The organism is Paenibacillus sp. FSL A5-0031, from assembly GCF_001956295.1.
GTDB lineage: Bacteria > Bacillota > Bacilli > Paenibacillales > Paenibacillaceae > Pristimantibacillus.
In genome coordinates, this window is sequence record NZ_MRTD01000048.1 from 1 (window position 1) to 6,829 (window position 6,829).

Genomic DNA, 6,829 nt, shown 5'->3' on the forward strand with positions numbered 1-6,829 from the left:
GCTCGAAATGGGACAAATAGCGGATCGTATGTCCGTTAAATTTGTTGTGGACGTTATTTGTAGTAAATAACGGATCCTATGTCCGTTAAGATGAGCATTATGGGAAATAGCGAAGATATGACGCTTCAAGTGCGTAGAGGACTAATTTGATTGTGATAGTTATGTGCATGCTCCGGGTGGGGGGATCGTGGCAGGGTGCTGGCTGTAATTTGGTTCAAACTCAAGCTACAGGACTAACAACGTGATAGCCGCGCGCCTGCTTTGGGTGGGGTACGTAGCGGATCGTATGTCCGTTAAATTTGTTGTGGACGTTATTTGTAGTAAATAACGGATCCTATGTCCGTTAGGTGAGGTTTTGTACGATAAAGTGAAGCTATGACACTTCAAGTACAGTTGAGGATTAATGTGATTGTGGTAGCTGCGCACCTGCACTGGGAGGGGAACGTGGCTGTGCTCATATGTCGGATAGATGAAGTTTTGTGCGAAAAAGTGAGGCTATGACAAAACAAGCGTGACTAAGACTGATGATTTAGCGGCGCCTCTGCTATCTGAGGGGAATAAGATTAAAGTTTTGCCTGTAATCTAGCTCAAACTCATAAGGAGTGTGTGAGAGAAGATAGGAGGTACTGGAGCTACCAACAAGCATAGGCGGCGGAAATTGTTCCAGCGTACAGTGACAAGTAACAGTTAGCAAATAACAAGAAGCAAGTAACAACGCTATTGCTTAAAACAAACGAAAAAAGAGCTTTGCCGACGAATCGGCAAAGCTCTTTTTGATACTGCGCAGATTATTACATGTTAGCGATCATTTGACGAAGTACAGTTTGCAGGATACCGCCGTTGCGATAGTAATCAACGTCAACTACCGAGTCAAGACGTACAATTGCTGGGAAGTCGAATGTCGTGCCGTCTTCGCGAGTAGCCGTAACGGTAACTTGCGAACCTGGAGTAACGTCATTTGACAAGCCAACGATGTCGAATGTTTCGCGGCCAGTGATGTTAAGCGTCTTCCAGCCTTGACCTTCTGGGAATTGGAGTGGCAATACGCCCATACCAACCAGATTGGAGCGGTGAATACGCTCGAAGCTTTCAGCGATAACAGCTTTGACGCCTAGTAGGAATGTACCTTTTGCAGCCCAGTCACGCGAGCTACCAGTACCGTATTCTTTACCAGCAAGAACGACAAGGTTTTTGCCTTCGTTTTGATATTTCATCGATGCATCGTAGATCGACATTACTTCATCTGTTGGAAGGTAAGTCGTTACGCCGCCCTCTGTACCTGGAGCCACTTGGTTACGAATACGAATGTTCGCAAACGTACCGCGCATCATAACTTCATGGTTACCACGACGCGAGCCGTAAGAGTTGAAGTCTTCGCGTTTAACGCCGTTTTCGATCAAGTATTGACCGCCTGGACTGTTAACTGTGATGTTACCAGCAGGTGAGATATGATCCGTTGTTACGGAATCGCCCATAAGAGCAAGTACGTTTGCTGTATGGATATCTTTGATATCAGAAAGCTCGGAGCTTAGGTTTTCGAAGAACGGCGGGTTTTGGATGTAAGTTGATTTTGCATCCCACTCGTAGCTTTCGCCCTTAGGTACCGAAATAGCGTTCCAACGCTCATTTTGTGTAAATACGTTTTCGTATTTATCACGGAACATTTGCGGGTTAAGTGCAGCTGTCATTGCGTCGTTGATTTCTTGCGACGTTGGCCAAATATCTTTTAGGAATACAGGCTTGTTGTCTTCAGTGAAACCGATTGGATCAGTTGTCAAATCGATGTTAGTCGTTCCAGCAAGCGCATAAGCGATAACTAGTGGCGGAGAAGCCAGATAGTTTGCTTTTACTTGTGCGTGGACACGGCCTTCAAAGTTACGGTTACCGGAAAGTACAGCAGATACGGTCATGTCATTGTCGATGATCGCTTTGCTTACTTCGTCTGGAAGTGGACCGGAGTTACCGATACAAGTCGCACAGCCGTAACCAGCAACGTGGAAGCCAAGTGCTTCAAGCGGCTCGATTAGGTTTGCTTTTGTCAAATATTCCGTAACAACGAGCGAGCCCGGTGTTAGGGAGCTTTTTACATAAGCAGGTTTCTTAAGTCCAAGTGCTACTGCTTTCTTAGCAACTAGACCAGCGCCAACCATTACGCTTGGGTTCGAAGTGTTCGTACAGCTTGTAATAGCTGCGATAACGACTGCGCCAGTACCCATTTGGCTAACTTGGCCATCATTATGGTTAACAGTAACGAACTGCTCGATTTTCTCATCGGACAGACCGTAGCCGCCTTTGTCAATCGGTGTGCGGATGATGCTATTGAAGGATTCCTTCATTGCAGTAAGCTCTACGCGGTCTTGAGGACGTTTCGGGCCTGCAAGGGAAGGAACGATTGTCGAAAGATCAAGCTCAACCACATCCGAGAATACTGGATCTGGAGTCTCGTCAGTACGGAACATGTCTTGCGCTTTGTAGTAAGAGCCAACAAGCTCAATAAGATCCTCATTGCGGCCAGTTTGGCGCAAGTAGCTAAGAGTCTCGTTATCAACAGGGAAGAAGCCGATTGTAGCGCCATATTCTGGTGCCATGTTGGCAACTGTTGCACGGTCAGCAAGGCTGATGTTCGATAGACCAGGGCCGAAGAACTCAACAAATTTACCAACAACGCCCTTTTTACGCAAAATTTGAGTAACCGTAAGCGCAAGGTCAGTTGCTGTTGAACCTTCTGCAAGTTTGCCTGTCAATTTGAAGCCGATAACTTCTGGCATTACAAAGTAAAGCGGTTGACCAAGCATACCAGCCTCAGCCTCGATACCGCCAACGCCCCAGCCTACTACGCCTAGACCGTTGATCATCGTAGTGTGGGAATCCGTACCTACGAGGGAATCAGGGAATACGACGGTTTCGCCGTCAACTGTTTTTGTAGCTGCAACAGATGCAAGGTACTCCAAGTTAACTTGGTGAACGATACCTGTACCTGGTGGAACCGCGCGGAAGTTATCAAATGCTGTTTGTGCCCAGCGAAGGAAACGGTAACGCTCTTCGTTGCGCTCAAATTCAACTTTAGTATTGTATTCAAGTGCTTCAGGTGAACCAAATGCATCAACCATGATCGAGTGGTCAATTACAAGGTCAACTGGTACGAGCGGGTTGATTTTTTTCGGATCTCCGCCTGCTTTTTTCACAGTGTCGCGCATTGCAGCAAGGTCAACGACAACCGGTACGCCTGTGAAATCCTGCAAAACGATACGAGCAGGGATGAAAGGAATTTCTTTATCTTCGCGTCCGTCAGCCCATGTAGCAAGCTGCTTTACATGTTCAGGGGTAATGGCGCGTCCGTCAAATTGACGAACAGCAGCCTCAAGCAATACTTTAATTGAAAAAGGAAGCTTGGAAATATCGCCTAGTCCTTGCTCTTCAAGTCCGCCTAGACGGTAGTAAGCATAAGACTTGCCGCCAGCGTCGAGCGTTGTGCGAACTGAATAATGATTTTGTGTAGACATCGTCATTCTCCTTTTAACTGTAGTCTGAGTTTCATTCTGTGAAACACTATTTCATAATTTCTATATCTATAGTATATCGTTAAAATAGTCCTTCCGTAAAGTCCAATTATGTCTTTATGCGCTTGGAAATGGCATTGAAAATGATCCTCAATGAATGTTACATGAAATGGCAGAGTGCCTCATATAATGAAGCAGTTAATCAGCGACAGGTTTAGCCCCGAAATACTTGATGACGTTCTCATGCCATAAAGGCAAGCTGTAGCAGCATAGGCTTGAAATATAAGATTGCTAACGAGAAGGTCAATCCAAAAACTTATATTTCATCGTGAAACGGCGGCCATGAAGCATTAAGGGAAAAGCGGCAACCTTTTACATTTGAAATGTAAGTTCGGTTAAGTTGGATTTCTATCCCAAAAGTTTATATTTCAACGCTAACCAGTTAGCCTCAACAAATGAGATGCTGCAGCCGTTTACGCTTGCACTCACGATAAGGTCAAGGAGGGATTGCTATGCCGCGAACAGGCAACAGGGGGCCAGGAACTCAGGGCCAAAAGCATAACCAAACATCATCCAAACCATCAGCTTCTCAGCGCAAGTCACAGCAGAAAGTTGTAACGCATGCCATCCAGAAGCAGCCGTCGCCTTCCGGGTTGCAAGCGGAGCGAAATGCTGCAATCGGCGATCAAGCACTGCAAAATCAAAAAAGAGCAAATCAGGAAGAACAGCCAGTAAAACAACAAACGTCAAAGTTAAACTCGCTGCTTCGTTCCTCTGATTACGATCCGCACGATCAGCAAGGGAAGCTGCAAGGTTGGAAAGCTGCTGTTCATCGCTATATTAGCTTGTACAATCAAGCCGAAGCGAATCAGCATGCGGCTGTGCTGACCGATTACGTTACGGACCGCGATCATTGTGATCGCTTAAGATTCAGGCTTGAGCGTCTTCGTGAACGCGATTTGCTTAGAGGCGCGCTTCCCGCAGGAAGCGAAACAAAAGCAGAGCTCATACGCGTCAACGAATCATCAAGCGAGGTCTCCGTGTTGATTCGTCTCCACATCAAAAGAAGAATGGAGCAGTCTGGGCGATTTTACATGGAAGAAAGATCTGAATTCGAGCGTCTTTGGTTAGGGCTCGCAGGTCACTCATGGAATGTTCTTCGTGTTGAGCCAATTATATCGGAACGAAGACCGCGTTATGGCACAGCAGTAGACAATTGGATGACCGTCGATGATTACTCGGAGCTATTTGGCGAACAATCTTCACCATCAACACCATACTTAAATTATGACCTATTACAGCAATTCAAACACAGACCATCTGGTATTCGTTACAGGAGAGATTTGGTTGCTGCGTATGCGGATCGTTGGTGGAATGAGGGGAACCCAGCGTATGAGCTTTTTGAGGTGAATTGTACCAATTACGTGTCGCAGTGCATCTTTGCAGGCAATGCTCCGATGAACTATACTGGTAAGAGAGAAACGGGCTGGTGGTATAAGGGCCGAAATAAGGGCAGTGAATGGTGGAGCTACAGCTGGGCGGTATCGAATGCGATAACCAACTATTTAACTGGTTCAAAGACCTCAGGCTTGCGTGCAGAGGTCGTGCAATCTGCGGATGAGCTGCAGCTTGGAGATGTCATTACGTATGACTGGAATGGTGATCATCGCTTTCAGCACAGCACAATCGTTACTGCCTTTGACTCGTTCGGTATGCCGCTAGTGAATGCGAATACCGTTTCCAGCAGGCATCGTTATTGGGATTATCGTGATTCCTATGCATGGACGGAACAAACGAAATATCGTTTTTTTCATATTGCAGATCTATTATAAATTATTGTACCGGAGGATATGCCATGGGGAGCAAGGTTAGAGTAGGTTTAGTTTACGGGGGGAAATCGGGAGAGCATGAGGTCTCTTTGCAAACGGCTTACGCAGTAATGGGTGAATTTGACTACAGCAAATATGAAATCAAACCTTTTTATATTACGAAGCAAGGCGAATGGAAAACGGGAGCCGTTTTGCATAACCGTCCAAGCAGTGTAGAAGATCTACGCAACACAACAGATGAGGCTGAGGATAATGGCTTTGCTCTTGCTCCATTATTTCAAGGCTTGAATAGAAGCTCAAAAATGGCTGGCGATGAGCCGCGCATTGATGTGATTTTTCCTTTGCTGCACGGAACATTTGGTGAAGATGGTACCATTCAAGGACTGTTCGAAATGGCGAACATTCCTTACGTCGGAGCGGGTGTTCTCGCTTCTGCCGTTGGGATGGACAAGATTCTAATGAAAAAAGTATTTGCGCAAGAAGGCTTGCCGCAATGCGTTTTCCGGTACTTCAACCGTACGCAGTGGGAAAGAGACGCATCTTTCTTCATCATGGAATGCGAGGTTTCACTTGGCTATCCATGCTTTATTAAACCAGCTAACCTAGGTTCTAGTGTAGGCGTATCCAAAGCGAAAAATCGTGAAGAGCTTATTAATGCCATCAACTATGCGTTCCGTTTTGACCGCAAGGTTATTGTTGAAGAGTTCGTGGATGCCCGCGAGATCGAAGTAAGCGTACTTGGCAATGATGATGCCAAAGCATCCTTACCTGGCGAGATTGCGCCTTCTAACGAATTTTACGACTACAAAGCCAAATACATCGATGGAAAATCGACTATGCAGATTCCGGCTCATTTGTCGCCTGAGCTTACAGAATCCGTTCGCGAAATGGCTGTTCGTGCATTTCAATCTATTGATGGCTCGGGATTATCGCGCGTAGATTTTTTCCTTCGCAAAAGCGACAATCAGCTTTTTATCAACGAAGTCAACACATTGCCTGGTTTCACGCCTATCAGTATGTATCCACTTATGTGGAAAGAAACCGGCATTCCATATAAAGAATTGTTAGACACCTTAATTTCCTTAGCTCTTTCCCGTCACGCGGAGAAGCAGCGGATAGATTTTACAGGTGAAGCAACACAATCGTAAGATATATTTCTAACGATCTTTAACTTTTTTTAATTTCTATAACTTTCTATAACTGTTTGTACACATATGAAAAAAAGATATGGGGAAAAATTTCTTTTATTATTTGCCTTGGGGCTTCAATCTTTATCTTTGCATCCAAGGTAAACAGGTAAAAGATCTTTTTTCCTTCTTAAAATGGACAAGTTGTTTCTTTAATGCCATGCCCTAAAAGTAAAGCGTGTCCCGCAGGGACGAAAGCGATCCTCCTCAAATGTAGAAAGCGCGCGCAGTGTAACTCCTAGGTAAGTCCAATTGCGGGTGTCCAGAGGGTGCAACCCTTGGGGCCCTCCCTTGGAAGGGAGGGTTTGGGTGG

3 protein-coding genes are annotated in these 6,829 nt (G+C 45.7%); 2 read left to right on the top strand and 1 reads right to left on the bottom strand.

Translation table 11 applies throughout. From position 1 onward, the window contains the following. Positions 1 to 791: 791 nt before the first annotated feature. Complete coding sequence (gene acnA / locus BK120_RS34085) at positions 792 to 3,503, bottom strand: aconitate hydratase AcnA (RefSeq protein ID WP_076271908.1); 2,712 nt, start codon at positions 3,501 to 3,503, stop codon at positions 792 to 794. Positions 3,504 to 4,012: 509 nt separating this feature from the next. Here acnA and BK120_RS34090 point away from each other — a divergent pair. After that, positions 4,013 to 5,332: an amidase domain-containing protein gene (locus BK120_RS34090; RefSeq protein ID WP_083682766.1), complete on the top strand. Its 1,320-nt coding sequence runs from the start codon at positions 4,013 to 4,015 to the stop codon at positions 5,330 to 5,332. 23 nt (positions 5,333 to 5,355) lie between these two features. Further along, a complete protein-coding gene (locus BK120_RS34095) occupies positions 5,356 to 6,477 on the top strand; it encodes a D-alanine--D-alanine ligase (protein ID WP_076271909.1) in 1,122 nt (373 codons plus the stop codon). Positions 6,478 to 6,829 lie beyond the last annotated feature (352 nt).